The organism is Thermus sp. KWY1 (genome assembly GCF_057547025.1).
The window spans coordinates 37218-63509 of record NZ_BAAJPG010000031.1; the positions used below are offsets into that span (position 1 = coordinate 37218).

A 26292-nucleotide genomic window follows, 5' to 3' on the forward strand; every position below is an offset into this window, starting at 1 on the left:
ATGGAAACCGAGGCCCAGCTTTGGGAGTTTTTGGAAAAGCATCTGGCCAGCATCTACCAAGGGGATTGGGCCACGTACGAGGCCACCACCCATCCCGACCTTTCCCTTTACGAGTGGTTTGTGACCCCCCACCGCCTGGACGGCCTGGCCTTCCACCGCTTCATGATCGAGCACAACTGGGCCACCTCGGGAAGGCCTCACCGTTTAGACCTCCTGGAAAAGCGCCTTCAGCGTTACGGGGACGTGGCCATCTTCACCTACACCCTGCTCCTCACCGTGGAGGAAGAAGGGGAGCTAAAGCACCGGGCGGTGAACGAAAGCCGGGTGGCGGTGCGCTTTCCCGAGGGCTGGAAGGTAGTGCATGTCCACAAGAGCCCAGCCGGGTAGCCTAGCCCAAACCCACACCTTCCCCGCAACGCCGCACCCTGCGGAAATCCAAGGCAATCGCCTGGGCCAGGGATCTGCCGGGGACCCCACGCTGGCGAGAGCCAGGGTAGGGTGGCATAACAAGGGGCCGGGGAAACCCGGCCCCTCCCCTTTTCCCAGGGTTAGGCCCCTTGCCTGAGGCGCTCCACCACCGAGCGGTCCTCGAGGGTGGAGGTATCCCCCTTGATCTCCTGCTCCCCGGCGGCGATCTGCCTCAGGAGGCGGCGCATGATCTTGCCGGAGCGGGTCTTGGGCAGGGCGTCCGTGAAACGCACCTCGTCCGGGCGGGCAATGGGCCCGATCACCTTGGCCACATGGGCCTTGAGCTCGTCCCGCAAGGTATCAGAAGGAGCATGCCCTTCCTTCAGGGTCACGAAGGCCACGATGGCCTCTCCCTTCAAGGGGTCGGGCCGGCCCACCACCGCCGCCTCGGCCACCGCGGGGTGCGCCACCAAAGCGGATTCGATCTCCATGGTGCCGAGCCGGTGCCCAGCCACGTTCAGAACGTCGTCCACCCGGCCCAGGATCAGGTAGTAGCCATCCTTATCCCGACGGGCCCCATCCCCGGTGAAGTAGTTGCCGGGGTGCTGGCTGAAGTACTGCTGCAGGAAGCGGTTGGGATCCCCCCAGACGGTGCGGAGCATGCTGGGCCAGGGACGGGTGATGCAAAGGTGCCCGCCCTCGTCGGGATTCTCCACCGGCTTGTGCTCGGAGTCCAGGATCTCCGGCTTCACCCCGAAGAAGGGCTTCCCCGCATGCCCAGGCTTCATGGGATGCGCCCCGGGCAGGGTGGTGATCATGATGCCCCCGGTTTCCGTCTGCCACCAGGTGTCCACGATGGGACAACGGCCCTTCCCGATCACCTGGTAGTACCAGAGCCAGGCCTCGGGGTTGATGGGCTCCCCCACAGTGCCCAAAAGGCGCAAGGAATCCAGCCGGTGCTTCAAGGGCCAACCCTCGCCCCACTTCATGAAGGCCCGGATGGCGGTGGGAGCGGTGTAAAGGATGTTCACCCCGTACTTGTCCACGATCTGCCAGAAGCGGTCGGGCTCGGGCCAGTTGGGAGCTCCCTCGTACATCACCGTGGTGGCCCCGTTCAGAAGGGGCCCATAGACCACGTAGGAGTGGCCAGTGATCCAGCCCACGTCGGCGGTGCACCAGTAGACATCCTCGTCCTTAAGGTCAAAGACCAGCTTGGTGGTGAGGTAGACGTAGGTCATGTAGCCGCCCAGGGTGTGCAGGACTCCCTTGGGCTTCCCGGTGGAACCCGAGGTGTAGAGGATGAAAAGGGGCTCCTCCGCCTCCATGGGCTCCGCCTCCGCCCGGTCGGAAACCGCCTCCATGAGCTCGTGCCACCAGTGGTCCCGGCCCGGGGTCCAGGGCACCTCCTCCCCGGTGCGCCGCACCACCACCACGTGCTCCACGGTGGAAACCTCCTTAAGGGCCTCGTCGGCGTTCTGCTTCAGGGGTACCACCTGGCCCCGGCGGTAGCCCCCGTCGGCGGTGATGAGCACCTTGGCCTCGGCATCCCGGATGCGCTCGGCCAAGGCCCCACTGGAGAAACCACCGAAGACCACGGAGTGGATGGCCCCGATGCGGGTGCAGGCCAGCATGGCGATGGCAGCCTCGGGGATCATGGGCAGGTAGATGGTGACCCGGTCCCCCTTCTTGACGCCCAGGCGCTTCAGGACGTTGGCGAACTTCTGCACCTCCCGCCAGAGGTCGTGGTAGGTCAAGACCCTTTCCTCCCCTGGCTCCCCCTCCCAGATGAGGGCCGCCTTGTTGCGCCGCCAGGTTTGGACATGGCGGTCCAGGGCGTTGTAGGACAGGTTGGTCTTGCCCCCCACGAACCACTTGGCGTGGGGCAGGTCACCCTCCAGCACCTTCTGCCAGGGTTCGAACCAGTGGAGCTCGGAGGCCACCCGTCCCCAGAAGCCCTCGGGGTCCTTCAGGCTTTCCTCGTACAGGCGCTGGTACTCCTCCTCGCTCTTGATGTGGGCCTTGCTCCGGAACTCCTCGCTGGGGTAGAAGACCCGCTCCTCCTTGAGAACGCCTTCGATCCGGTCCATATACCCTCCCTTGGCCTCTAAGGATAGGCTGGCCCCCGGGCGGGGTCAAGAAAAAGGGGGTTTTTCACCATTTGCCAAACCTCCCTTTTCTTGACAGGTGGGGCCTAGCCTACGGAATATGGACGCAAATGGCCAGGAAGAGGAGCCTCTCCACGGTCCAGGCAGCCCTGCGCATCCTGGCCTACCTGGCCGAGCACCCGGAAGGGGTGGAGGTGAAGGAGGTGGCCCGCCTCCTGGGGAAGAGCCTCTCCACCGCCTATGCGCTTTTGAACAGCCTGGCGGAGGAGGGCTTTGCGGTGAAGACGGAGCGGGGGTATCGCCTGGGCCAGGCCAAGCCCCTCCGGCTGGAAACCACACCCCTCGAGGAGGCCCTGGAGGAACTCTACCTCCGCACCCGGGAGCGGTGCTACCTGGCCCTTCTGACCCCGGAAGGGATCCGGCTCAAAACCCGGGGGCGCCAGGGCCAGCCCCATCCCCTGGGGGACACCCTGCCGGAGGAGGTCCACGCCCTGGCCCTGGGCAAGGTCCTCCTGGCCTACGGAGCCCTGCCCCTACCCCCCCTCGTCCCCAGAACCCCCTACACCCTGACAGATCCCTTGGCCCTCGAGGCGGAACTCACCCGGGTCCGGGAATCGGGCCTGGCGGCGGAGATGGAGGAGTACGCCCTGGGCCTTTCGGCCCTAGCGGCTCCCCTTTTCGGCCCGGGAGGGGAGCTTCTGGGGGCTTTGGGGGTGGTGGTGCCCACCCGGCGCTTCCCCTTCGCCTTCGGCCGCCTGGCCCGGGCCCTTTCCGAGGTGGCCCAGGTGTCCGCCCACCTGCGCCCCCCCGAGCCCCCCAGCCTGGCTCCTCCCCTGGAGCCAAGCCTGCAGGTGGAGGTGGTGGAACCCCCTTGCGCCCTTAAGGAAAGGGCCAACCTGCGGGACTACCCCGGGGCCTACCAGGCAAGCCTCGAGGATCCCGAAAGCTTTTTCGGCAGCTTCGCCCGGGAGTTCCACTGGGAAACCCCCTGGGGAAGGGTCTATGACTCTGCCACCCACACTTGGTTCAGCGGAGGGCGCACCAACGCCGCCTTAAACGCCTTAGACCGCCACCTGCCCGAAAAGGCCCAGCAGGTGGCCCTCATCACCCTGGATGGGGATGGGCACCTGGAAAAGTGGACCTACCGGGAACTTTTGGACCTCTCCAGCCGCCTTGCCGGGGTCTTCCAGAACCTGGGGGTGAAGCGGGGAGACCGGGTGGCCCTCTACCTGCCCACGGGGCTGGAGGCTGCCTTGAGCCTCCTGGCCCTGGCGCGGATTGGGGCGGTGCACGTGGCCCTGCCCGTGGGCCTGGGCCCGGAAGCCTTGAGGGAGCGGCTTCTCCAAAGCCAGGCCCGCCTTCTGGTGGCCGCCGACGGCTACTTCCGCCGGGGCCAGCTCGTCCCCTTAAGGCCGGTGGTGGAGGCAGCCCTTTCGGGCCTGGATCTTCCCGTGCTCTGGCACACCCGGGGCACCACGGAGTTTCTGGAAAGGGCCTCGGAGGGAAAGCCCGCGGACGCCGTCCCCGTTCCCGCCCAGCATCCCCTCTTCATCCTCCACACCTCGGGCTCCACGGGCAGGCCCAAGGGAGTGGTCCACGGCCACGGCGGGTACATGGTGGGGGTAAGCTGGGCCCTCCGCTACCTCTTTGACCTGAAACCGGGAGAGGTCTTCCACACCACCGCCGACCTCTTCTGGGTGGTGGGGCATTCCTTCGGCCTGTACGCCCCGCTCTTCCTGGGGGGCACCAGCCTCCTGGTGGAGGACCGGCCGGACCACCCCAACCCCGCCGCCTTCTACGAAAGGCTTAAGCGGTTCGGAGTGGACGTGCTCCTCACCTCCCCCACGGTGCTCCGCACCCTTCGTCGCCACGGGGAGGCCCGGCCCACCTCCTTGCGCCTGGTGGGGAGCGTGGGGGAGGCCCTGGCCCCCGAGGTGTGGCGCTGGACCCGGGAGAACCTGGCCTGGCCCCTGGACAACTGGTGGCAGACCGAGCTGGGAGCCCCTGCCCTGGCCACACCCCTCACCCTGCCGGCCAAACCCGGCTTCGTGGGGGTGCCTTTGCCCGGGGTGGAAGCCCGGGTGGTGGACGCTGAAGGCCGCATCCTACCTCCTGGAGCCAAGGGCCACCTGGTCCTCCTTAGGGCAGGGCCCTCCCATATGGTGGACCTGCTCGGGGGGGAAAGCCCCTGGAAAGGGGGTCTCTACTGGACCGGTGACCTTGCCACCTGGGACGAGGAAGGCTACTTCCGCATCCTGGGCCGCTCCGAGGAGGTCATCAAGGTGGGGGAGGCCCGGCTCGGCACCGCCGAGGTGGAGGCGGCCGCCCTCACCCACCCCCAGGTGGCGGAGGCAGCCGCCATCGGGATCCCCGGGGAGGAAGGCGAGGAAATCGTGGTCTTTGCGGTCCCCAAGAAGGAGGTACCCGAGGAGCTCAAGGCCCTCCTGGCCGAGAAGATCAAGGCCCACCTCCTGCGGCATCTGGGGCCGGTTCCCCCGCCCCGGATCGTCTTCGTGGAACGCCTGCCCCGTACCCGAAGCGGCAAGATCCTTAGGCGGCTTCTAAAGGCAGAACTCCTGGGCGTAGACCCTGGGGATGTCTCGGCATTGGAGGAGGAGTATGGCGGTGCAAAAGCTTCTTAAGGCGGAAGAGCGGCTTTGGGCCCCGGAGGAGGTGCGCCTTAGGGCGAATCTCCAGAATTTCCCTGAAGAGTACCGGCGAAGCCTCGAGGACCTCGAGGGCTTCTGGGGCGAATGGGCCCGGAGGTTCTACTGGGAGAAGCCCTTTGAAAAGGTGCTGGAGTGGAACCTTCCCGAGCACCGCTGGTTCTTGGGAGGCACCACCAACGCCGTCTACAACGCCCTGGAACGCAATGTGGAAAGGGGTCTCAGGAACAAGGTGGCCCTCCTCTACCTCTCCGAGGACGGCCGGGAGGAAAAGCTCACCTACGGGGAGCTCTCGGACCGGGTGCGCCGCCTGGCCACGGGGCTTAGGCGCCTTGGGGTAGAGAAGGGGGACCGAGTGGTCATCTATATGCCCTTAACCCTCGAGGGCATCCTGGCCATGCTGGCCACCGCCTACCTGGGGGCCATCCACAGCGTGGTCTACGCTGGGCTTGGGGTGAGCGCCCTGCGGGAACGCATCCTGGACGCCGGGGCCAAGCTCCTCATCGCCGGGGATGTGAGCTACCGGAGGGGAAAGGGAGTAGACCTCCGCTCCATCGTAGAGGAGGCCATCAAGGACCTGCCCCTCCAGGTGGTCTGGTTCCAGCGGGCCTTCCAGGCGGAGCTTCCCGAGGGGCATTACGACTTCCAGGAAATCCTCTGGGGAAGCCCACCGGAGGCGCGGGCAGAGATGGTGGACGCCGAGCACCCCCTCTTCATCCTCTACACCTCCGGCTCCACGGGAAAGCCCAAAGGCGTGGTCCACGTCCACGGGGGGTACGTGGTGGGCACCACCTACCACCTGCGCACCTTCTTTGACGTGAAGGACGACGACGTCTTCTGGACCACCAGCGACATCGGCTGGATCGTGGGCCACTCCTACATCGTCTACGCCCCCCTCCTGGAGGGAGTCACCAGCCTCCTCCGGGAAGGAGCCCCCGACTACCCCGACCCCGGGGCCTTCTGGCAGGTGGTGGAGCGCTACCGGGTAAACGTGATGTTCACCGCCCCCACCGCGGTGCGCCTTTTCATGAAGTTCGGCCCCGAGTGGCCTGCCCGATACGACCTTTCCTCCCTGCGCCTCATCGCCGTGGCCGGGGAACCCTTAAACCCCGAGGCCCTGCGCTGGGCTTACCAGCACCTGGTGGATGGGGGTCGGCGGGGGTTTGTGGCCGACAACTGGTGGCAGACGGAGCTGGGCGGGCCCACCCTGGGCACCCCCCTGGTCCTCCCGGCCAAACCCGGCTTCGCCGGGGTGGCCCTGCCGGGGGTGGAGGCGGAGGTGGTGGACGAGGAGGGCAGGCCGGTCCCCCCGGGGCAAGGAGGGCTTCTCGTCCTGAAGCGCCCCTTCCCCCACATGATGCGCACCGTCTGGGGCAACCACGACCGCTACCTCCAGTACTGGCGGGAGGTGCCGGGGAACGTCTACGTGGCCGGCGATGTGGCCAGCAAGGACGAGGAGGGTTACTTCAGCGTTCTGGGCCGGGCGGACGACGTCCTGAACGTGGCGGGCCACCGCATCGGCACCGCCGATGTGGAAAGCGCCTTGGTTTCCCATCCTGCGGTGGCCGAGGCGGCGGTGATCGGGGTGCCCGACCCCTTGAAGGGGGAGGCCATCAAGGCCTTCGTGGTGCTCCGGCTAGGCCAGACTCCCTCGGAGGAGCTTAAGGAAAGCCTCATCGCCCACGTGCGCCGGGAGCTGGGTCCCATCGCCACCCCTTCCGAGATCGTCTTCCTGGACAAGCTTCCCAAGACCCGCTCGGGCAAGATCCTGCGCCGCCTCCTCAAGGCCCAGGAGCTGGGCAAGGACCCCGGGGATCTCTCCACCCTCGAGGAGTAGCCCCACCTTACCTTCGGGGCTGGGAACACCCCAGCCCCTTTTTCTCACCGAGAAAACCCCCCCTTTTGCGCATACCCGCAAAGTTAACGTTTCTTGACACCCCCTTCATCCTTCCCTAAGATTGCCCCTAACCGCGAGGGAGGCAAAAAAGGAGCGCACAGGGCGCTTCCCTAGCGGGGGAGGGAGTTATGAGCAAGCTGGAAGGGTACTGGAAGGCCAACGTATCCCTCATACGAAACCTGCTCATCGTGTGGGCTTTGGTTTCGTACGTCTTCGGCATCCTCCTGGTGGAGCCCTTAAACGGCATCCGCCTAGGGGGACTTCCCTTGGGGTTCTGGTTCGCCCAGCAGGGAAGCATCTACGTCTTCGTCATCCTGATCTTCTACTACGCCTGGAAGATGGACCAGCTGGACCGCCAGTACGACGTGCACGAGTAGGAGGAAGAGCATGAGCGTTGAAGTCTGGACCTATCTCCTTGTGGGCCTCACCTTTGCCCTTTACATCTACATCGGCTACGCCAGCCGGGTTCGGGAAACCGCAGGCTTCTACGTGGCCGGCCGCGGCGTGCCCGCCATCGCCAACGGAGCCGCCACCGCCGCCGACTGGATGTCCGCCGCCAGCTTCATCTCCATGGCGGGCCTCATCTCCTTCATGGGGTATGACGGCGCCGTCTACCTCATGGGCTGGACGGGGGGCTATGTGCTCCTGGCCCTGCTTCTGGCTCCCTACTTGCGCAAGTACGGGAAGTACACGGTGCCCGACTTCATCGGCGACCGCTACTACTCCCACACCGCCCGCGCCGTGGCCGCCATCGCCACCATCTTCATCTCCCTCACCTACGTGGCCGGGCAGATGCGGGGTGTGGGCATCGTGTTCAGCCGCTTCCTGCAGGTGGACATCGCCACCGGGGTCATCATCGGCGTGGCGGTGGTGGCCTTCTTTGCGGTGCTGGGCGGCATGAAGGGAATCACCTGGACCCAGGTGGCCCAGTACACGGTCCTGATCATCGCCTACCTGATCCCGGCCATCGCCATCGCCAACGTCCTCACCGGCAACCCCATTCCCCAGCTGGCCTTCACCTTCAGCGACCTGGTGAGCCGCCTGAACCAGATCCAGGTGGACCTGGGCTTCACCGAGTACACCAAGCCCTTCCAGGGCAAGCCCATGATCGACATCCTGGCCATCACCCTGGCCCTGATGGTGGGTACGGCCGGGCTTCCCCACGTGATCATCCGCTTCTACACCGTGCCCGACGTCCGCTCCGCCCGCTACTCCGCTGGTTGGGCCTTGCTCTTCATCGCCCTCCTCTACACCACGGCCCCGGCGCTTGCCGCCTTCGCCCGCTACAACCTCATCAGCACCCTGCACGGCAAGACCCTGGAGGAAGTGCGCCAGATCGACTGGGTGGCCAAGTGGGAGAAGACCAAGCTGCTGGCCTTCGTGGATAAGGATGGGGACGGGAAGATCACCGTAGCCCCGGGCCGGGCCTTCGCCTTAAAGGGCGGTAAGCCGGACTTCAACACCCCCGACGAGAAGAGCAAGAACGAGGTTCACATCGATAACGACATCATCGTGCTCTCCACGCCGGAGGTGGCCAAGCTGGCCCCGTGGGTCATCGCCTTGGTGGCAGCGGGCGGTCTGGCAGCCGCCCTCTCCACGGCTGCGGGCCTGCTTTTGGCCATGTCCAGCGCCATCTCCCACGACATCTACTACCGCATCTTCCGTCCCAACGCCACCGAGGCCCAGCGCCTTCTGGCGGGCCGCATCGTGATCCTCCTGGCGGTGATCCTGGCCGGGTACTTCGGGGTGAACCCGCCGGGCTTCGTGGCCCAGGTGGTGGCCTTCGCCTTCGGTCTGGCGGCGGCGAGCCTCTTCCCCGCCATCCTGCTGGGCATCTTTGACAAGCGGATGAACCGGGAGGGGGCCATCGCCGGCATCCTGGTGGGCCTCATCTTCACCGCGGTCATGATCGGGATGATGCGGGCACCCCAGATCTTCGGGGCCCCGGCCCCGGTGATCCCGAACCTCTTCGGCATCAGCGCCGAAGGGGTGGGCGTCATCGGGATGATCCTGAACTTCGTGGTGGCCTACGTGGTTTCCCGGGCCACGCCCCCACCCCCTGAGCACATCCAGCACCTGGTGGAGGATATCCGCATCCCCAAAGGCGCAGGGCAGGCTGCGGAGCACTAGACCACGAGGGGGGCTTCTGCCCCCCTTAAACTATCCTCATGCTCCATTACCTGCGGTTTTACCTGGGAAGCCTGGTGGTGTTCTTCGGCTTCTACCTCACGGGCCACTACCTCCTGGGCCTTCCCTTCCCCACCCCGGTTACCCTGCTCCAGATCGCCCTGGGAGCCGGTGTCGGGGTGGGGCTTGGGATCCTTTACCACCGCATCTGGCCCTTACCCGAGCCGGGGATAGGCCGGGTGATCCGCCTGGTGGTGCTTCTCCCCCCGGCCTTCATGCTGGGCATTGGCCTTCTGATCCTCCTGCAGGCCCAGGTGGCCCTTCACCTCCTGGTTCCCCTCCTGGCCTGGCTGACCCCGGAGTATGGATCCCAGAACCCTTCCACCCCTAAACGCCCTTCCCGAGGCTGAACGGGAAGCCCTGCTGAAGGAAGCCCGGGCGGAAGAACATCCCCCTGGCACCTTTCTCCTGGACCAGGGGGGCGAGCCCGCGCAGGCCCTGTACCTGCTCCTGGAGGGAACCGTGGCCCTCCTGGATGGGGAAGAAGAGGTAGGGACCCTCGAGGCGGGGGAGTTTTTCGGCTTCCCCTCCCTCCTCTCCGGGGAGCCTCCTTCCCTAAGCGTGGTGGCCAAAACGCCCGTTAAGGTCCTGGCCTTTCCCAAGGAGGCCTTCCAAAGGCTTCTGGCCTATCCAGATGTAGCCCGCTTTTTCGGCCAGGGCCTGGTGGAACGGGTCCGGCTCAGGCTGGCCCCAGCCCCCTCCCTCTTCTCGCCGGTGGGCCAGCTGGTACGCCGCCCGCCCGCCTTTATCCCGCCTTCCGCCACCGTGGAGGAAGCGGCCAGGAGGATGCGCCAGGAAGGCATCTCCAGCCTCCTGGTGGAAGGCGAGCCCCCGGGCATCCTCACCGACCGCGACCTGAGAAACCGGGTCCTGGCCGAGGGCCGCCCCCCTTCCACCCCCGTGGGGGAGGTGATGACCTCTCCCCTCTTCTCCCTCCCCGCGGAAACCCCCATCTACGAGGCCCTGGCCGCCATGGTGGAGCGGGGCATCCACCACCTGCCCCTCACGGAAGGGGAACGGGTGGTGGGGGTGGTCACCCACACCGACCTCCTTCTGAACCAGGCCCAAAGCCCCCTCCTCCTCCTGAGGCGGATCGAGAGGCTGGAGCTGGAGCGGTATAGCCTCGAGGTGGCCTCCTTGGTGGAAGGCCTCTTCCAAAGGGGCTTGGGCGGGGTGGAGATCGGCCGGGTGGTGGCCTCCCTCAACGACGCCCTCATCCGCCGCCTGGTGAGAGAGGTAGAGGCCGCCTTAGGCCCCCCTCCCGTGGCCTACGCCTTTCTGGTCTTAGGCTCGGAGGGGAGGCGGGAGCAAGCCCTTCTGACGGACCAGGACAACGCCTTGGTGCTGGAAAGCGATGGCCATGAGGCCTACTTCCAAGCCCTGGCGGAGCACGTGGTGGGGGGGCTGATCCGGGCCGGGATCCCGGAGTGCAAGGGAGGGTACATGGCCACCCGCTGGCGCAAGACCCTACCGGAATGGCAGGAAACCTTCCGCCGCTGGATGGAGGCCCCCGAGCCCCAGGCCCTCCTGGAAACCCAGATCTTCTTTGACCTGCGCAAGGCGGCGGGGAGCCTTTCCCTAAAGCCCCTAGAGGAAACCATCCTGGAGGGGAGCCGGAAGGGGGTCTTCCTTTACCACCTGGCCCAGGCCAGCCTGGAGTTCCGTCCTCCCTTGGGCCTTTTTGGAAGGGTGCGCACGGAGGAGGGCTTTGTGGATCTCAAGCGCCACGCCCTCGCCCCCATCGTGGCCCTGGCCCGGCTTTATGCCCTCATGGCGGGAAGCCCGGCCAAGGGCACGGTGGAAAGGCTTAAGGCGGCGGCGGAGGGAGGCACCCTAAGCCAAGAGGGAGCGGAACGCCTCGAGGAGGCCTTCCGTTTCTTCTTCGCCCTGCGCCTGAAACACCAGCTACGGGCCCTGGAGCGGGGTGGAGAGGTGAGCAACCGGGTGCTTTGGTCCAGCCTGTCCCCAGGGGAACGGCGGAAGGCCCTCGAGGGCTTCCGGGCCATCGCCGAGATGCAGGAAAGCACCGCAAGCCGCTTCCAGCTGCGATGAAGGAGAGGTCCTTCGCCCTTTTCCTCCTGGCCCTTTTCCTTTTCCTCTTCCCCGTAAGCCTGGTCTTCCCCAGCCCCCTGGGGCCCTGGGGGCTTCCCCCCCTTTACCTCTACCTCTACGGCTCCTGGGGCCTGGTGGTGCTTTTGGCCTACCTCCTGTTCCGCCGACCATGAACCCCTTCCTTCTCCTCCTGAGCCTTTTCCTCTACTTGGGCCTCCTCTTCCTGGTGGCCCTCCTGGGGGAAGGGCGGGGACGCTTTTTGGTCCAAAGCCCCTGGGCGTACACCCTCTCCCTGGCGGTCTACGCCACCGCCTGGACCTTTATGGGAAGCGTGGGCTGGGCGGCCATGGAGGGAGCCAGCTTCCTCCCCATCTACCTGGGGCCCACCCTGGTCCTCCTCCTCTGGCCGTTTCTTCACGAAAAACTGCTCTCCCTGGCCCGCGCCCACCGTCTCACCTCCTGGGCCGACTTCCTCTACCTGCGCTTCGGACACGGCCTCCTTGGCCCCCTGACCGCCGCCTTTCTGGTGGTGGGCCTGCTTCCCTACCTGGCCCTGCAGCTCAAGGCCATCGCCCAAGCCTTTCTCTTCCTTAGCGGCGAGGAGGAGCCCCCCACGGACATCGCCCTCCCCACCGCCCTGCTCCTGGCCCTCTTCGCCATCCTCTTCGGAACTCGCCGCCTGGATCCCTCGGAACGACACCGGGGCCTGGTATTGGCGGTGGCCTTTGAGTCCTTCGTGAAGCTCCTGGCCCTCCTCCTCGTGGGGGGAGTGGTCCTCTGGCAGCTGGGAAACCCGTTTCCCAGGGTCCAGGGCCATCCCGAGCTCCTCCCCCTCCTCCTCCCCCAGGAGGGCCTTACCGGTCACCTGGAGTGGGCGAGCCTGGTGGTCCTTTCTGGCCTCGCCTTTCTCTTCCTGCCCCGGCAGTTCCACGTGAGCGTGGTGGAAAACACCGACCCTCGGCACCTCCGCCTGGCGGCCTGGGCCTTCCCCCTGTACCTTCTTTTCATCAACCTGCCCGTCCTTCCTCTGGCCCTTTGGGGCCGGCTTCTCCTGCCTGAAGGGAATCCGGACCTCTACGTGCTGGCCCTGCCCCTGGAGCTCGGGAGCGCTCCCTTGGCCCTTCTGGCCTTCCTGGGCGGGGTTTCGGCGGCCACGGCCATGGTGGTGGTGGAAAGCCTGGCCCTCTCCATCCTCATCTCCAACCACCTCCTCTCCCCCCTCCTCCTCCGCTTCCGTGCCCTGGGAAGCCTCCTCCTCTGGCGGAGGATCTCCATCCTGGCGGTGATGCTCCTGGCCTACCTCTACTTCCGTCTGGCGGGGGAGGCCTACGCCCTGGTGGCCATGGGCCTCATCTCCTTTGTGGCCGTGGCCCAGCTGGCCCCGGCGGGTCTTCTTGGGCTCTTCTGGAAGGGAGCCACGCCCCAGGGGGCCCTGGCTGGCCTCTTGGGAGGAATCGTCATCTGGGCCTATACCCTCTTTCTACCGGCCCTGGCCCGCTCGGGCTGGCTCCCCTCCTTCTTTCTGGAAGGCCCCCACCCCCTCTTAAGGCCGGAAGGGCTTTTGGGAATCCGGGGGCTGGATCCCGTGACCCATGGGTTTTTGGCGAGCCTTACCCTGAACCTGGCCCTGACCCTCGGGGTTTCCCTCTTCACCCGCCGGAAGGCCTTGCAGGAGGAGCGCACCGGGGAGGTGGAGGAACTCGCCGCCCTCCTCAGGCGGGTCTTGGGGCCGGAGGCGGAGGAAAGCTTCCGCCATCAGGCGCGGGACCTCCCGGGCCGGGAAGCGGCGGGCCTTGCGGAAACCCTGCTGGCGGGGTCCGTGGGGCCCGCCACCGCCAAGCTCCTCCTCCTCTCCGTCACCCGGGAGGCCCCCCCGGAAGCCCTGCGGGAGGAGGTGGAGGAGGCCGCCCGGGAATCCCGGGAGCTTCGGGCCTACGCCCAGGCCCTCGAGGAGGCCAGGAAGGAGCTCGCCGAGGCCTACGAGCGCCTGAAGGCCCTGGACCAGGCCAAGGACGAGCTTCTGGCTGCGGTTTCCCACGAGCTCAAAACCCCTCTCACCGCCGTGCGGGCCCTGGCGGAGATCCTCGAGGCCAACCCCGACCTTTCCGAGGAGGAGCGTGGGCGCTTCGTGTCCCTGCTGGCCAAGGAAACCGCCAGGCTCTCCCGCCTGGTGGAGGAGATCCTGGCCTACACCCGGCTCCAGGCGGGGGTGCCCCTTGCCCGCAGCCCCACGGACTTTCGGGCCCTGGCCGAGGAGGCACTGGCCCTGGTGGAACCCCTGGCCCGGGAAAGGGGCATTACAATGGAGTCCCATCTGGCGGGGGTGCAAGCCCTCACGGACCGGGACCGGGTCCTCCAGGTGCTTTTGAACCTCCTCCACAACGCCCTGCGCCACGCCCGAAGCCGGGTGCGTCTGGAGCTTACCCTCACCAACCGCGAGGCCCTCTTCCGGGTCTTTGACGATGGTCCCGGAGTACCCCCCCAGGCTAGGGCCCTGGTATTCGAACCCTTCCAGAGCTTCTCCGGAGGCACGGGCCTGGGACTTTTCCTGGCGCGGAGGTTGGTGGAAAGCCTGGGGGGGCGGATTTGGTTGGAGGAGGGGGAGGGAGCCACGTTCGCCTTCACCCTTCCCCTGGAGGTGGAGCATGAGGATTCTGGTGGTGGACGATGAGGAAAGCATCCTGGTGCCTTTGGAGTTCCTCCTGAAGAAGGCCGGGCACGAGGTGGTTCTGGCCCGCACGGGGGAGGAGGCCCTCGAGGCCCTATCCCGAGGAGCCTTTGACCTCATGGTGCTGGACCTCATGCTTCCGGGCATGGATGGCTTCGCCGTTTTGGAGCGGGCCAAGGCCCTATCCCAAAGGCCCAAGGTCCTGGTCCTCACCGCCCGGGGGCGGGAGGCGGACCGGGCCAAGGCCCTGGCCCTGGGAGCCGAGGCCTTCATGGCCAAGCCCTTTGGCATCCAGGACCTCCTTTCCCAGGTGGAGGAGCTGGCGGGGGGAAGATGAGGGAAACCTTGCGCTTTTTGGGAGCCCTTCTTCTGGGCCTCCTCCTGGTGGGGGGAACCGTGGGCCTGGGCCTTTTCCTCCTCCTTCAAGGCGAGGAGAGCCTGAAAGAGGAACTTCTCCGCCTGGCTCAGGCGAAGTTACCCGTGCTCCTTTTCGTGGGCTTCCTCTTCACCCTGGTGCTGGCCGCCCTCCTCTACCCGGTCTTCCTGGGCTACCTGGCCGCCACCCGGGCCCTGGGCCAGGAGGCGGAGATCCTCCTGGCCAACCCCGGCCACCGCCTGCGCCTCCGGGGGCCCTTTGAGCTCAGGGCCCTGGCGGACCTCATCAACCGCCTGGCCCAGGAAAAGGAGGCCTTGGAAAAGGAGGTGGCAGCGCGCATCGCCGAGGCCAAATCCCTCCTGGAGGAGGAGAGGAAGAAGCTTGCCGCCCTCATCGGCCACCTTCCCCACGGGGTGGTGCTGGCCAACCCCAAGGGCCAGGTCCTCCTCTACAACCAAGGAGCCCGGGAGCTTTTAGGGGAGGGCCTGGGGGTGGGCAAAAGCCTCTTCGGCCTCCTGGACCGCGGGCTCATGGTCCACGCCCTGGGACTGCCGGAGGAGCGGTTTTTAACCCAGGGGCCCAGAGGGCCGCTTTGGCTCCAGGTGGTGCCCCTGGAGGGGGAGGAAGGGTTTTTGGTCCTCCTGGAGGAGGCCCGGGAAAAGGGCGGGTGGGATGCCGCCCTCCTCCACCGCCTGAAGGACAAGCTGGCGGGGCTCAAGGCCCTGGCGGAAGCCTTGGACCAGGAGGCCAGGGGAACCCCCCTCGAGCCCCTCCTCAAGACCGCCAAGGCCACCGCCGAGGAGCTCGGCCAGCTGGTGGCCTCCTGGGAAGCCCCGGCCCAGGCGGCGGAGGTATTGGCGGAAGACCTTTTAGCCCTCCTGGCCCAGGCCCTGGAGCGGGAAACAGGGGTTTCCCCAGGGTTCTCCCTGGAAGAGGAAGCCAGGAACCTCCTGGTCCAGGCGGACACCTACGCCTTGGCTCGAGGCCTGGCCGCCGCCTTAAGGGACGAGGAGGAAGCCTTCCTGGAGGGAAGGCGGGAGGGGAACCTGCTCCACCTCACCCTCACCCTGCCCAAATCCCCTATGAGCCCAGGGGATGCCCACCCCGACCTTCCCCCCCTGCTTAAGGAGGCGGTCGAGAGGTCCGGCGGGAGCGCCTGGTGGACGGGATCCCGCCTTCACCTCCTCCTCCCCGCCCGGGAAGCCCCCCGGCTTCCCGCCAAGGCAGGCCCTCCCCCCCGGGCCGAGGTCTTCGACCTCTCCCTGCTCCACGCCCCCGAGGAACTGGAGGAGGCTCCCCTGGAAGGCCTCCTGTACACTGCCTTCGACCTGGAAACCACGGGCCTGGATCCGGAAAAGGACGCCATCATCGCCCTAGGGGCGGTCCACATCCTGGGGAAAACCGTGCTCCGCCACGAGGTGTTCGAGGCCCTGGTCAACCCTGGACGCCCCATCCCCAAGGCCTCCACCGAGGTCCACGGCCTCACCTGGGAGATGCTGAAGGAAAAGCCCAAGCTGGAGGAGGTGCTCCCTGGGTTTCGCCTGTTCCTGGAGGACACGGTGCTCCTGGCCCACAACGGGGCCTTTGACATGGCCTTCCTAAGGCGGGTGGGGATCGACCAGCCCCCTTTGGTGGATACCCTCCTCCTTTCCTACCTGCTCTTCCCCGACCTCCAGGACCACCGCCTGGAAACCCTGGCGGAGCGCTTCGGCGTGCCCGTGATCGGCCGGCACACCGCCTTGGGGGATGCCCTCATGACCGCAGAGGTCTTCGCCGGGATGGTCCCCCTCCTCAGGGCCAAGGGCTACCGCACCCTGGGGGAGGTGCTCAGGGCCTGCGCCAGGTTGCCCCTGGCCCGGCTCAAGTACTGACCGCCAAGCCCCCTAGCCCAGGCGGAGGGCCTTGCGGCCTATGTCCTTCCGGTACTGGGCTCCGGGGAAGCCCACGTGGGGAATGAAGCCATAGGCCCGGGAAAGGGCCTCCTCCAGGGTTTTTCCTAGCCCCACCACGTTCAGAACCCGCCCCCCGGCGCTCACCAGGCTGTTCCCCTCCCACCGGGTCCCGGCGTGGAAGACCAGAACCCCTTCCGGCGGCTCCGGGACATGGAGGGGGATCCCCTTCCTCGGGCTTTCCGGGTAACCGGGGGCCGCCAGAACCACACAGGCGGAGGCTCCCTCCCGCCAAGCCAGCTCCGTTCCCCTAAGCCGCCCCTCCGCCACCCTCAGGGCCAAATCCACCAGGTCATTCCGCAAAAGGGGCAAGAGGGCCTGGGCCTCGGGGTCGCCAAAGCGGGCGTTGAACTCCAGCACCTTGGGGCCTTCCCGGGTGAGCATCAAACCGGCATAGACCACCCCCCGGTAGACCACCCCTTCCGCCCTCAGGCCCTGGATCAAGGGTTTCAGGATCTCCTCCTCCACCCGCCTCAGGGTGGCGGCCTCCATGGGGTAAGGAGCCACCGCCCCCATGCCCCCGGTCATGGGCCCCTGGTCCCCATCCAGCAGGCGCTTGTGGTCCTGGGAGGGCAGGAGGGGCAGGACGGTTTCGCCATCGGTCAGAGCCAGCACCGTGGCCTCATCCCCCTCCAGGTACTCCTCCACCACCACCTCCCCCCCCTCGGGGCCGGAGAGAAGGTTGAGGACGGCCTGCTTGGCGGTGTGCAGGTCAAAGGCCACGGTCACCCCCTTGCCCGCCGCCAGGCCGGAGTCCTTGATGACGATGGGCACCCCCACGCTTTCCACGTACTCCAGGGCCAGGAGGGCATCCTGGAACACGCGGTACCGGGCCGTGGGAATGCCGTAGCGCTCCATAAGCCTCTTGGCGAAGGCCTTGGAACCCTCGATCATGGCGGCCTTCTGGGTGGGGCCAAAAATCAGAAGGCCCCGCTTCTGGAAGGCATCGGCGATGCCCTCCACCAAGGGGGCCTCGGGACCCACCAGGGTGAGGTCTATCCCCTCGGCCAAAGCCCAGTCCGCCAGGGCCTCCACGTCCCCATTCCAGGGAACCAGCTCCGCCAAAGCCGCCATCCCGGCATTGCCGGGAGCAGCGTAGAGCCGATCCACCAGGGGGCTTTGCGCCGCCTTCCAAAGGAGGGCGTGCTCCCGCCCTCCGGAACCCACCACCAGCACCTTCATAGGGGAGATTCTACCCGCCTCAAGGCCTCCTCGGCCCTCAGGCGGACCTCTTCAGGAAGCTCGGCAAGCTCCCGGCGTAGGGCGGGATGGTCCTCCGCCAGGAGGTGGGCGGTGAGGAAGGCCCCCCGGCCCCAGTCCCCCCCTTGGCCCATAAAGGCGGCCGGCACCAGGCCCCCCAGGCCCCAGGCGGAAAGCAGGGCCGCGGCCCGGAGATAAAGGGGCTTCTCCCTGGGAGTGAGCCCCTGGAAGCGGGGCCAAGCCTCCCCAAGAAGGGCCTTCAGGCCCTCCCCCGGGGGGAAGGCCAGTCCCGAAAGCACCAGGCGCACCGCCCTGGGGTAAAGGCGGTGCTCCAGGAAAAGCACCCGCCTTTCCAGGGTTTCCGGGGTATCCCCGGGCAGGATGGGCACCCGCCCCTGGAGGACGATGGGCCCGGTGTCCATCCCCTGGTCCACGAAGTGCACCGTGGAGCCCGTTTCCCTTTCCCCCGCCTCCAAGACCCTCCGGTGCACGTGAAGCCCTGGGTAGGCGGGGAGGAGGGAAGGGTGGATGTTCAAAAGGCGCCCGTACCAGGGTTCCACAAAACCCGGGGAGAGGAGGCGCATGAAGCCAGCCAGGAGCACCAGGTCCACATCCCTGGCCCGCAAAAGGTCCAGGGCCTCCCTTTCAAACGCCTTCCTCCCCCGCCAGGGGATGGCCACCGCCTCCACCCCCCGCCTCGAGGCCCGCTCTAAAGCGTAGGCCTCCGGGTTATCCGAGAGGACCAGAACCACCTCCCCCCAGGGGTTTTGGGGGGGAAAGGCCTCCAGGAGGGCCTCCAGGTTGGTGCCCCGGCCCGAGGCCATAACCGCCATCCGCGCGGGACGGCCCAAGGGAAACGGGCTCAGCATAAGCCTATCCCAGGGCCTCCGGGTGGTGCTTCTGCCAGTAACGCACCAGACCTTGCAGGTTCATGTAGGGGGGATCGGCGAGCACGTAGAGGCGCATTCCCTCCTCCTCCACCCCGGCCCGCCCCAAGCCCTCCCGCCAGTAGGCCTCAAAGCGCTCGGTCATCTCCTCCAGGGAAAGCCCCTCCTTAAGCCGGTGCAGGACCCAGCCCGCCCACTCCTCTAAAACCCCCCGCAAGGCCAGGAGGTGGGCTTCCACGTCCCGGTAAGGACCGAAGTGGGTGAGGTAGAGGACCTCGGGCCTGAGGGCCAGGATGCGGTCCAAGGAGGCGTACCAGCTTTCCAGGTGGATGTCGGGGGGTGGGGTAGGGGGCAGAACCGGCCCCGGGGCGATGCGCACCCCGGCGATGTCCCCGGCGAAGAGGAGGCCATCCACCAGGTAGGCATGGTGGTGGGAGGCGTGGCCCAGGGTTTCCAGGGCCTGGACCCTAAGCCCCCCGAGGTCCACCACCTCCCCATCCTCCAGGACCCGCACCCGCTCCTGGGGGATCCCCTTAAGCTCCCCCCAGAGGGGTTTCAGCATCGCCCCGTAGATGCGCTCAGCGGAGGCCAGAAGCCTCGAGGGATCCACCAGGTGCGGAGCCCCCTTGGGATGCACGTACACCGTGGCCCCAAGCTCCGCAAACCGCCAGGCGGCCCCGGCGTGGTCCAGGTGGATGTGGGTCACGAAGACATGGCGGACCTCCTTAGGGTCCACTCCCTCTTGCTTCAAGGCGGCCTCGAGGCGGGCATAGGTGCTCTCCGGCCCCGTTTCGATCAGAACCGGCCCCTCCCGGGACTGGAGGAGGAAGCTGGCGATGACCTTCTCCGCCCCCTGAAACTGGAGGTCCAAGACCTTCACCATGGGCGCTCCTCCTTAGGGCCGATCCGGGTGTGCAGGGTGCCGATGCCCTCAATGGCCACCTCCAGCCTGTCCCCCGGCTCTAAGGCCCCCACGCCCTCCGGGGTGCCGGTAAGGACCACATCCAAGGGCTCCAGGGTCATGAAGCTGGAGATGTAGGAGAGGATCTCGGCCACGCTGAAGATCATGGCGGAGATATGCCCCTCCTGGCGAAGCTGGTCGTTCACGTAGGTGCGCACCCAGGTGTTCTGCGGGTCCAGATCGGTTTCAATCCAGGGGCCTAGGGGGAGAAACTTGTCGGCGCTCTTGGCCCGCACCCACTGGAGGTCCTGTTTCTGGGCATCCCGGGCGGTGATGTCCACGGCGATGGTGTACCCCAGCACGTGGTCCAGGGCTTTTTCCGGGGGCACGTTCCGCATGCGGTCGCCGATAACCACCGCCAGCTCCCCCTCGTAGTGGAGCTCCCGGGTAAAGAAGGGGTAGGGCACCGCATCCCCCGTGTTCCAGGGATCCCGCGGGTTGCCGGGGTGGGCCAGGGTGTTGGGGGCCTTCAGGAACAGGCCCGGCTCCTTGGGCAGGTCCTGGCCGAAATCGTGCCCCATCTCCCGGATGTGCTCCCGGTAGTTTCTCCCCACGCACACGATCTTGCTGGGCGTGGCCGGGACCAGAAGGCGCACCGAGGCCAGGTCGTAGCGCCTTCCCGTGGGGTTTCCCCCGGGGCCATCCGTTTCCAGAACCAGCTCCCCTTCCAGTATCCCCCAGCGGCCTTCGTTAAAACGTAAAAGCTTCATGCCCTAAAGCTACCATCTTCCCGAGAGGATTTGCAGACCCCTCAGGGCCACCACCAGGGCCACCAGCAAGGCCGCAAGCCGCCCCTCGGCGGGGGCCAGGAGCAAAAGCGCCAGGTAGCCGAAGATGGCCCCGAAGGGTATGGGATAAATACCCTTGCGCCGCTTCCTCCAGTAAAGGAGGTGGTAGATCCCCGCCACCCCCAGGCCCAAAAGCGCCGCCCCCAGGGTTTCCCCGGGAAGCCAGGCCAGGAAGTAGCCCAGGGAGGGGGCAATCCCACCCCCGCCCCGGAAGCGGAAGAACAGGGGCCAGTTGTGCCCCGCCACCACCGCCCCCGCGGCCCACACCCGCCACTCGGGGGGAACAAGGAGAAGGGCCAAGGCTCCCTTGCCCAGGTCCCACAGCACCACCCCGAGGGCAGCCCAAGGACCCTTGCGGCGGAAGACCCCCGAGCCCCCCGGAAGATCTTTGGCCCGCACCTCGGGGAAGAAGAGGAGCCCCCCCACCAGGGAACCCAGGAGGTACGCCAGAAGCACATAGGCCATGCCCCCATTCTTGCAAAAACCTTCTCCTTGCCCTATGCTGGTTATGGAAGTTTCCATGAAGCGCTTCCACCAGGAACAGGGAACCAGACTATGAGCAAGAAGAAACCCACCATCCTCGAGGTGGCCGCCCGGGCCGGGGTCGGCCTGGGCACGGTGAGCCGGGTGCTCAACAACCACAAGGCGGTGCGCCCGGAAACCCGGGCCCGGGTGCTGAAGGCCATGGAGGAACTGGGCTACACCCCGAACCCCCACGCCCGGCGCATCGCGGGAGGAAGAAGCTACACGGTCTCCGTCCTCCTTCCCTTCGTGGCCACGGAGTTCTACCGAAGGCTGGTGGAGGGCATCGAGGGCGTCCTCCTGGAAAAGCGCTACGACTTGGCCCTCTTCCCCATCCTCTCCCAGGCCCGGCTCAGGCGGTATTTGGAAAGCTCCACCCTGGCCTTCCTCACCGACGGCCTCATCCTCGCCTCCTACGACCTGAGCGAGCACTTTGAGGGGGGCCGTCTTCCCACCGACCGCCCCGTGGTGTTGGTGGACGCCAAGAACCCCCGGTACGACTCCGTCTTCCTGGACAACTTCCTGGGGGGCCACCTGGCCGGGGAGTACCTGGCGCGCTTTCCCGGCCCCATCTTCGCCGTGAAGGTGGAGGAGGAACCCGACCGGGCCTTCCACCACACGGTCTTCGCCGAGCGCCTGGCCGGCTTCCGGGAAGCCCTCAAGGCGGCAGGCCGCCCCTTTCCCGAGGAGCACCTCTACACCACCCGGCTCTCCCAGGAAGGGGGGAGGCTAGCCCTCCGGTACTTCCTGGAGAAGGCCTCCCCGCCCCTCAACATCTTCGCCGGGGCCGACCAGGTGGCTTTGGGCGTCCTGGAAGAGGCGGAAAGGCTTGGGCTTACCGTGGGCAAGGAGGTGCGGGTTCTGGGCTTTGACGGCCATCCCTTCACCGAGGAGGTGGGGCTTTCCACCATCGCCCAGCCGGTGGAGGCGATGGGCGCCCGGGCGGCGCAACTTCTCCTGGAGAGGATGCAGGGCTATGCGGGCCCTCCCCGGGCCGTGCGGTTTGAACCCCTCCTGATCGAACGGGCCTCCACCCGCACCTCTCCTGCGGTTCCCTACCTGCCTTAGAATCTCCCCATGCGCCCGGAAGCCCTGGTTTACCCATTGCGCTGGCTCATGCTTCTCCCCGTGGTGGGGATGCTCCTCGGGGCCCTCTACTTCGCCTGGCATGCCCTCGAGGAAACCCTCCTTGCGGTGCAAAAACCCTTGGACGAAGCCCTTCCCGTCCTGGTGGGTGCCGTGGACCTGGCCCTTTTAAGCGCCGTTTTCCTCATCTTCAGCCTGGGCCTTTTTGAGCTTTTCATCCGCAAGCTGGAACTTCCCATGGAAAACGTCCTCACGGTGGAAAGCCTGGCGGACCTCAAGGGCAAGCTGGGCCAGGTGATCGTCATGATCCTGGTGGTGAAGTTCTTTGAAAAGGCCTCGGCCTTCAAGCCCCAGACCTCCTTGGACTTCCTCCTCTTCGCCGGCGGGGTGGCCCTCCTGGCCTCCGCCCTTTGGCTGGCCAAGGCCAAAGACTGAGGGACTTGCTGGTCTACCTGGACCAAAACCACGCCAGCCGCATGGCCAAGCACCGCCTGGGCCAGCGGGGGCACGAGGCCTTCGGCGAGCTCTACCTGGCCCTGAAGGGCCGGGTCCTGGCCCCTCCAAGCCCCTTCCACGTCCTGGAAACCCTCTTCCCCATCCGGGGCCCCGAGGAAAAGGCAGGCTACCTGCTACCTGCCTTGCAGGATCTCTTCTCCGAGCTTTCCCAGGGGTACTGGGTGCGCCCCTGGCAGGAGGTGGCCGTGCGCCAGGAGCGGGGGCTTTCCCGCGAGGACTTCCTCTGGCGGGGGGGAAGCTGGGAGGCCCCCGCCGACCTCTCCCCCTTCCAGGGCCTGCCCGAGGCCCTGAGGGGCCTGCCCTACCGGGAAGCCCTCGAGGGTGCCCTTCAGGAGATCAAAGGGCGCACCGGGCTCAAGGAGGTGCCCTTCGTGCGCCTCTTGGCCGAGCTCCTCGCCCGCATGGCCTCGGACCTAAACCGCAAGCCCCGCCCTTCCGACCTTTTGGATGCGGTCATGGCCGCCACCGTCTACCCCTACGTGGACCTCCTCCTCACCGATCGCTACCTGCGGGGCCTTTTGCCGGGGAAAAGCGTGGGGGGGAGGCGAAGGGAAGTCATGGCCCTAGTCCAAAGGTTCCGGGAAGGGGTAGACTCCTCCTCGTGAAGGGCATCCGGGACCCCCAGCTCTGGCCCATCGCCGAAAAGGTGGAGGCGGGCGAACGCCTCACCTTTGCGGAAGGGCTCATTCTCTACCAAACCCGGGACCTGCCAGGCCTCATGCGCCTGGCCAACCGGGTGCGGGAGAAAAAGCACGGGCACAAGACCTACTTCGTCCACTCCATCCGCGTTTCCCAGACCAACATCTGCTACGTGGGCTGCACCTTCTGCGCCTTCCAGAGAAAGTTCGGGGAGGAGGGGGCCTGGGACTGGGATGTGGAGGAGGTGGTGGCCTGGGTGAGGGAGCGGTACCAGCCCGGCCTCACGGAGATCCACATGACGGCGGGCCACCACCCCAAAAGGCCCTTTTCCTACTACCTGGACCTGGTGCGGGCCCTAAAAGCGAGCTTCCCCGGGGTCCAGGTGAAGGCCTGGACGGCAGCGGAGATCCACCACTTCTCCAAGATCGCCCGCCTCCCCTACAGGGAGGTGCTCCAGGCCCTTAAGGAGGCGGGGCTGGACGCCATGCCGGGGGGCGGGGCGGAGATCTTCGCCGAAAGGGTGCGCAAGGAGATCGCCCGGGCCAAGGTTTCCGCCGAGGGTTGGCTTTTGATCCACCGGACCGCCCACGAACTCGGCATCCCCACCAACGCCACCATGCTCTACGGGCACATAGAAACCCTCGAGGAGCGCCTGGACCATATGGACCGGCTCCGCCGGCTCCAGGACGAAACCGGGGGGTTCATGAGCTTCATCCCCTTGGCCTTCCAGCCGGACGGCAACCTGCTGGCCAAGCAACTTGGCAAGCGGGAGTTCACCACCGGCCTGGACGACCTCCGCAACCTGGCCGTGGCCCGGCTTTACCTGGACAACATCCCCCACATCAAGGGGTACTGGGCCACCCTGACCCCGGAGCTGGCCCAGGTCTCCCTGGACTGGGGGGTCACGGACATCGACGGCACCCTGATCGAGGAGCGCATCGTCCACATGGCGGGAAGCCCCGCCCCCAAGGGGCTATCCAAGAGGGAGCTTGCGGAGATCATCCGCAAAGCGGGGCGGATCCCTGTGGAGCGGGACGCCCTTTACCGGGAGATCCGGGTCTGGGACAGCGTGGCGGCTCCTCTGGCCGAGGGAGGTACCCAAGGGGCCTGATGATCTACTCCTTAGGGGTTCCCCTCTACGCCAACACCGCCCCCCTTTACCATTTCCTGGAGGCCAACGGCTGGGCCCTCCGCTACGGGGTCCCCTCGGAGCTCAACCGCATGGTCCTCTCGGGGGAGGTGGGGCTTTCCCTGGTTTCCAGCTACTTCTACCTGGAGCACCAGGAGGAGCTGGGGCTCCTTCCCGACTTCTCCGTGGCCGTGCTGGGGCGGGTGTACTCCGTGAACCTGTTCCACAAGGAAAGGCTTGCGGACCTAAGGCGGATCGCCCTCACCACGGAGAGCGCCACCAGCGTGGAGCTCCTGAAGCTCCTCTTAAGGGAACGGGGGGGCTTCCCCCGGTACGATAACCGGGAAGGAGGGCTTGAGCTCCTTGACGAATACGACGGGGTCCTGCTGATCGGCGACCGGGCCATAAGGGCCTACGCCAGCCTTCTAGACCACCTCCCCGAAACCCCCCACGCCCTCCCCACCCGCTTCGGGGAGGTGGAGGTGGTGGACCTCTCCATGCTCTGGTTTGAGCGCACCCACCTTCCCTTCGTCTTCGCCGTCTGGGCCTACCGCAAGGAAACCCCTCCCCCCCTGGAGCTGGTGCGGGCCCTAAGGAGGGCCCGGCGCCAGGGGCTTGCCCGGCTCGGGGAGGTGGCCGCGGCCGAGGCCCGGCGGCTTGGCCTTCACCCCGCTTGGGTGGAGCACTACCTCTGGAACTTCCGCTACCACCTGGAGGAGCCCGACCGCCTGGGCCTACAGGCCTTTGCCCAAGCCCTGGGCCTCACCTTCTCCCCCAGCTACTACCCGGGATGATGCTTGACAGATTATAGCGCTATGGATACTATACCCTTGGGCCTCGAGCCCAAGGAGGTTCAGAAATGCGTTGGAACCTAGACCCAGCCCACACCAGCATCGAGTTCGCCGTGCGCCACATGATGATCGCCACGGTTAAAGGCACCCTGAACCTTAAAGAGGGCTTTGTGGAAACCGACGAGGCGGGGAGGCCCCTCCGGGTGGAGGCGCGCCTGGATGCCAAGAGCATCCACACCGGCGTGCCGGACCGGGACAACCATCTCCGCTCTCCCGACTTCCTGGATGCGGAGAACTTCCCGGAAATCCTCTTTAAAAGTGAGCGGATCACCCCCCTGGGGGAGGGACGGTACCGGGTGGAGGGGGAACTCACCATCCGGGGCGTCACCCAGCCCCTTTCCTTTGAGGTGGAAACCTATGGCCCCGCCAAGGACCCCTGGGGCAACGAACGCGTTGCCGCCCACTTCGAGGGCAAGCTGAACCGCAAGGACTTCGGCCTCACCTGGAACGTGCCCCTGGAGCTGGGCGGGGTCCTGGTGGGCGAGGAGGTGCGGTTCAGCGTGGACACCGAGGCGGTGAAGGCCAAGGAGGCGGTGGCCCAGTAATGGCTTTTCCCAGGCGGCTTTCCTCCCTGAGCCTAAGGGTGCGGGACCTGGAAGCCGCCTTGGCCTTTTACCGGGACCTTCTGGGCCTAAAGGTGGAAGCTGACCCACCCCGCTACCGGCTATTCCCCGAGGGGGAGGGGTTTCATCTGGAGATCCTCCACGATCCCCAGGCCCTCCCAAGGCCCTACCCCTCGGTGGGCCTCTACCACTTCGCCCTCCTCCTCCCCAACCGGAAGGCCCTGGCGCAGGTGGCCCGGAAGCTCCTAAGCGCCCCGGTCCACTTTGAGGGCGCGGCGGACCACGGCGTATCCGAGGCCCTGTACTTCCGCGATCCGGAGGGGAATGGCCTCGAGCTCTACCGGGACCGGCCCGAGGGGGAGTGGCCCAAAGGACCCTTGATGTTCACCGCCCCCTTGAACCTGGAAAGGCTTCTTTCCGAGGCTCCAAGCCCCGGCCCCCTCCACCCCGAAACCCACCTTGGCCACCTGCACCTCCACGTGGAAAGCCTCGAGGAAGCCGAGGCCTTCTTTACGGGGGAACTGGGCATGAAGGTCACCCTGCGCACCTACCCCGGAGCCCTCTTCTTCGCCTGGGATGGCTATCACCACCACGTGGGGGCCAACATCTGGGCGGGAAGGCGGAAAGCCCCCCCAGGGGCCACCGGGCTTCTGGGCTACACCCTCCTGGACCCCTGGGGCCGGGAGATGGCCCTCAGGGATCCCACAGGGGCAGCGGTTCGCCTTTCAGCTCCAGGGACCAAGGCCCCTGCGCCCTCTTGACAGGGGTTTCCACCTTCACTAAGCTTAGGGGCAATATGCGGACCTATGGGCGCTATTTCGGCTTTTATTATCCCGCCGGGG

The 26292-nt window shown here is 66.6% G+C and carries 24 protein-coding genes; 18 read left to right on the top strand and 6 right to left on the bottom strand.

What is annotated here, in order from left to right; genetic code table 11:
• Complete coding sequence (locus AC27GT_RS09335) at nucleotides 1–387, top strand: nuclear transport factor 2 family protein (RefSeq protein ID WP_487224030.1); 387 nt, start codon at nucleotides 1–3, stop codon at nucleotides 385–387.
• A gap of 161 nt (nucleotides 388–548) precedes the next feature.
• Here AC27GT_RS09335 and acs read toward each other — a convergent pair whose 3' ends face one another.
• Nucleotides 549–2495 (bottom strand): acetate--CoA ligase, encoded by a 1947-nt coding sequence (gene acs, locus AC27GT_RS09340; RefSeq protein WP_487224031.1) that lies wholly within the window; start codon nucleotides 2493–2495, stop codon nucleotides 549–551.
• 128 nt (nucleotides 2496–2623) lie between these two features.
• Between acs and AC27GT_RS09345 the strand changes: the two genes are divergently transcribed.
• The 10 genes from AC27GT_RS09345 to AC27GT_RS09390 all read left to right on the top strand — a co-directional run bounded on the left by AC27GT_RS09345 (nucleotide 2624) and on the right by AC27GT_RS09390 (nucleotide 16230).
• The gene (locus AC27GT_RS09345; RefSeq protein ID WP_487224032.1) at nucleotides 2624–5155 is read left to right on the top strand and encodes an AMP-binding protein; all 2532 of its coding nucleotides are present in this window, start codon (nucleotides 2624–2626) and stop codon (nucleotides 5153–5155) included.
• Entirely contained in the window at nucleotides 5133–7016 is a 1884-nt protein-coding gene (locus tag AC27GT_RS09350; protein ID WP_487224033.1) for an acetate--CoA ligase, read from the top strand. Before AC27GT_RS09345 ends, AC27GT_RS09350 begins: the two co-directional genes overlap by 23 nt.
• Nucleotides 7017–7204: 188 nt before the next feature.
• Nucleotides 7205–7453, top strand: coding sequence for a DUF4212 domain-containing protein (locus AC27GT_RS09355; protein ID WP_015716650.1), 249 nt, complete (start codon nucleotides 7205–7207; stop codon nucleotides 7451–7453).
• A 10-nt stretch (nucleotides 7454–7463) separates the two neighbouring features.
• Complete coding sequence (locus AC27GT_RS09360) at nucleotides 7464–9206, top strand: sodium:solute symporter family protein (RefSeq protein WP_126218787.1); 1743 nt, start codon at nucleotides 7464–7466, stop codon at nucleotides 9204–9206.
• A 38-nt stretch (nucleotides 9207–9244) separates the two neighbouring features.
• A complete protein-coding gene (locus AC27GT_RS09365; protein WP_019549992.1) occupies nucleotides 9245–9613 on the top strand; it encodes a hypothetical protein in 369 nt (122 codons plus the stop codon).
• The gene (locus AC27GT_RS09370) at nucleotides 9567–11315 is read left to right on the top strand and encodes a putative nucleotidyltransferase substrate binding domain-containing protein (RefSeq protein ID WP_487224034.1); all 1749 of its coding nucleotides are present in this window, start codon (nucleotides 9567–9569) and stop codon (nucleotides 11313–11315) included. The genes AC27GT_RS09365 and AC27GT_RS09370 overlap by 47 nt, the downstream gene beginning before the upstream one ends.
• A complete protein-coding gene (locus AC27GT_RS09375; RefSeq protein WP_169378066.1) occupies nucleotides 11312–11488 on the top strand; it encodes a hypothetical protein in 177 nt (58 codons plus the stop codon). Before AC27GT_RS09370 ends, AC27GT_RS09375 begins: the two co-directional genes overlap by 4 nt.
• Entirely contained in the window at nucleotides 11485–13986 is a 2502-nt protein-coding gene (locus AC27GT_RS09380) for an ATP-binding protein (protein ID WP_487224035.1), read from the top strand. Before AC27GT_RS09375 ends, AC27GT_RS09380 begins: the two co-directional genes overlap by 4 nt.
• Entirely contained in the window at nucleotides 13961–14320 is a 360-nt protein-coding gene (locus tag AC27GT_RS09385) for a response regulator transcription factor (protein ID WP_015716643.1), read from the top strand. Before AC27GT_RS09380 ends, AC27GT_RS09385 begins: the two co-directional genes overlap by 26 nt.
• Nucleotides 14317–16230 (top strand): 3'-5' exonuclease, encoded by a 1914-nt coding sequence (locus AC27GT_RS09390; RefSeq protein ID WP_487224036.1) that lies wholly within the window; start codon nucleotides 14317–14319, stop codon nucleotides 16228–16230. The genes AC27GT_RS09385 and AC27GT_RS09390 overlap by 4 nt, the downstream gene beginning before the upstream one ends.
• Before the next feature lie 12 nt (nucleotides 16231–16242).
• Here AC27GT_RS09390 and purD read toward each other — a convergent pair whose 3' ends face one another.
• From purD to AC27GT_RS09415, 5 genes are read right to left on the bottom strand one after another with little or no spacing between them, the layout of a single operon-like run.
• Nucleotides 16243–17490: a phosphoribosylamine--glycine ligase gene (gene purD, locus AC27GT_RS09395; protein ID WP_054391893.1), complete on the bottom strand. Its 1248-nt coding sequence runs from the start codon at nucleotides 17488–17490 to the stop codon at nucleotides 16243–16245.
• A complete protein-coding gene (purN, locus tag AC27GT_RS09400) occupies nucleotides 17487–18377 on the bottom strand; it encodes a phosphoribosylglycinamide formyltransferase (RefSeq protein ID WP_248595785.1) in 891 nt (296 codons plus the stop codon). Before purN ends, purD begins: the two co-directional genes overlap by 4 nt.
• A 4-nt stretch (nucleotides 18378–18381) precedes the next feature.
• Complete coding sequence (locus tag AC27GT_RS09405; protein ID WP_487224037.1) at nucleotides 18382–19278, bottom strand: MBL fold metallo-hydrolase; 897 nt, start codon at nucleotides 19276–19278, stop codon at nucleotides 18382–18384.
• A complete protein-coding gene (locus AC27GT_RS09410) occupies nucleotides 19272–20066 on the bottom strand; it encodes a fumarylacetoacetate hydrolase family protein (RefSeq protein ID WP_487224038.1) in 795 nt (264 codons plus the stop codon). The genes AC27GT_RS09405 and AC27GT_RS09410 overlap by 7 nt, the downstream gene beginning before the upstream one ends.
• Nucleotides 20067–20075: 9 nt before the next feature.
• Nucleotides 20076–20609 carry a glycerol-3-phosphate acyltransferase gene (locus AC27GT_RS09415; RefSeq protein ID WP_038068543.1) on the bottom strand — a complete coding sequence of 178 codons (534 nt, stop codon included), beginning with the start codon at nucleotides 20607–20609 and terminating at the stop codon, nucleotides 20076–20078.
• 90 nt (nucleotides 20610–20699) lie between these two features.
• Between AC27GT_RS09415 and AC27GT_RS09420 the strand changes: the two genes are divergently transcribed.
• From AC27GT_RS09420 to AC27GT_RS09450, 7 genes are all read left to right on the top strand, one after another.
• Complete coding sequence (locus tag AC27GT_RS09420) at nucleotides 20700–21734, top strand: substrate-binding domain-containing protein (RefSeq protein ID WP_015716636.1); 1035 nt, start codon at nucleotides 20700–20702, stop codon at nucleotides 21732–21734.
• Between the two features lie 9 nt (nucleotides 21735–21743).
• Nucleotides 21744–22187 (top strand): YqhA family protein, encoded by a 444-nt coding sequence (locus AC27GT_RS09425; RefSeq protein WP_015716635.1) that lies wholly within the window; start codon nucleotides 21744–21746, stop codon nucleotides 22185–22187.
• 5 nt (nucleotides 22188–22192) lie between these two features.
• Complete coding sequence (locus AC27GT_RS09430; protein WP_015716634.1) at nucleotides 22193–22873, top strand: hypothetical protein; 681 nt, start codon at nucleotides 22193–22195, stop codon at nucleotides 22871–22873.
• The gene (gene mqnE / locus AC27GT_RS09435) at nucleotides 22870–24018 is read left to right on the top strand and encodes an aminofutalosine synthase MqnE (RefSeq protein WP_487224039.1); all 1149 of its coding nucleotides are present in this window, start codon (nucleotides 22870–22872) and stop codon (nucleotides 24016–24018) included. Before AC27GT_RS09430 ends, mqnE begins: the two co-directional genes overlap by 4 nt.
• Nucleotides 24018–24830 carry a menaquinone biosynthetic enzyme MqnA/MqnD family protein gene (locus AC27GT_RS09440; RefSeq protein WP_487224040.1) on the top strand — a complete coding sequence of 271 codons (813 nt, stop codon included), beginning with the start codon at nucleotides 24018–24020 and terminating at the stop codon, nucleotides 24828–24830. Before mqnE ends, AC27GT_RS09440 begins: the two co-directional genes overlap by 1 nt.
• A 65-nt stretch (nucleotides 24831–24895) precedes the next feature.
• Nucleotides 24896–25432 carry a YceI family protein gene (locus AC27GT_RS09445; protein WP_487224041.1) on the top strand — a complete coding sequence of 179 codons (537 nt, stop codon included), beginning with the start codon at nucleotides 24896–24898 and terminating at the stop codon, nucleotides 25430–25432.
• Nucleotides 25432–26211, top strand: a complete 780-nt coding sequence (locus AC27GT_RS09450; protein ID WP_487224042.1) for a VOC family protein — start codon at nucleotides 25432–25434, stop codon at nucleotides 26209–26211. Before AC27GT_RS09445 ends, AC27GT_RS09450 begins: the two co-directional genes overlap by 1 nt.
• Nucleotides 26212–26292: the final 81 nt, after the last annotated feature.